Source organism: Magnetospirillum fulvum (genome assembly GCF_900108475.1).
In the GTDB taxonomy this organism is placed as follows: domain Bacteria; phylum Pseudomonadota; class Alphaproteobacteria; order Rhodospirillales; family Magnetospirillaceae; genus Phaeospirillum; species Phaeospirillum fulvum_A.
Map to the genome: position 1 here is coordinate 1 of NZ_FNWO01000029.1, position 1245 is coordinate 1245.

Sequence of the window (1245 nt, forward strand, 5' to 3'; positions counted from 1 at the left end):
CTAAGTGCACGGCGTTGATTCTACTCGTGTTCAGACGTTGGCGCGTCTCCTGGACACGAAATTGGAGCCAACACCGTGCGACACAAGAATAGCGTTCTTCACGACCTTTTGAAGCATGTTCCGTGGGGTGAGTTCGACCGTCTGGTCAGCGAGCACAGGGCGGACAAGCATGTCCGTCGTCTTTCGACGAAGAGTCAGTTTGTCGCGCTTTTGTACGGCCAGCTTTCGGGAGCAACCAGCCTCCGCGAGATCGTCGGCGGCTTGGAGAGCCACGCGGCCCGTCTCTACCATGTGGGCGGGCGCACGGTGTCACGCTCGACGCTGGCCGATGCCAACACGGTTCGGCCCAGTGCGCTGTTCGGCGATCTGTTCGCAGCGATGGTGTCGAAGGCGCAGCGCGGCCTGCGCCGTGCGGTCGGCGAGGCGACCTACCTGATCGACTCGACCGGCATCCGCCTGAGCGGGCTGGGGTCGGACTGGGCTCGCTTTTCGGCCAATGCCTGTGGCGCCAAGGCCCACGTGATCTATGACGCGGATGCCGACCGGCCGATCTATGCGGCGGTAACCGCGGCCAACGTCAACGACATCACCGCCGCTCAGGCGATGCCCATCGAAGCGGGAGCGACCTACGTCTTCGATCTGGGGTACTACGATTACGGCTGGTGGGCCAAGATGGATGCCGCCGGATGCCGGATCGTCACCCGGTTCAAATCCAATACGCCCCTGACGGTAACGGCGACTCTCGACATCCCCGAGGGCGGCGCCATCCTGTCCGACAGAATCGGCCTGTTGCCCCGGCGCCAAGCCATGAGCCGTAAAAACCCGTTCAGTGACCCTGTCCGCGAAGTCCGGGTCAGGATCGACACTGGCAAGGTTCTGCGCATCCTGTCCAACGATCTGGATGCCACCGCCCAGGAGATCGCCGATCTCTACAAACGGCGCTGGGCCATCGAACTGTTCTTCCGATGGGTCAAGCAGACCCTGAAAATCCGCCATTTCCTCGGAAACAGCGAGAATGCCGTTCGAATCCAGATCGCCGTCGCCCTGATCGCCTTCCTCTTGCTCCGAATGGCCCAGGCCACCCAGAAAACCATCCAAAGCCCGCTCGCCTTTGCCCGGCTCGTTCGCGCCAATCTCATGCACCGAAAGCGCATCGACCGACTGATCGGGGGAGATCCTCAACCAAGAATCGACCCCAATCAGATGGTGCTGCTATGACCGTGACGTTTAACCGGACAGCAGTGG

General features: G+C 61.8%; 1 protein-coding gene. It reads left to right on the forward strand.

Annotated elements, in window-relative coordinates; all coding sequences use genetic code 11:
• Positions 1-75 precede the first annotated feature (75 nt).
• Positions 76-1218 (forward strand): IS4 family transposase, encoded by a 1143-nt coding sequence (locus BLW40_RS16960; protein WP_074770739.1) that lies wholly within the window; start codon positions 76-78, stop codon positions 1216-1218.
• Positions 1219-1245: the final 27 nt, after the last annotated feature.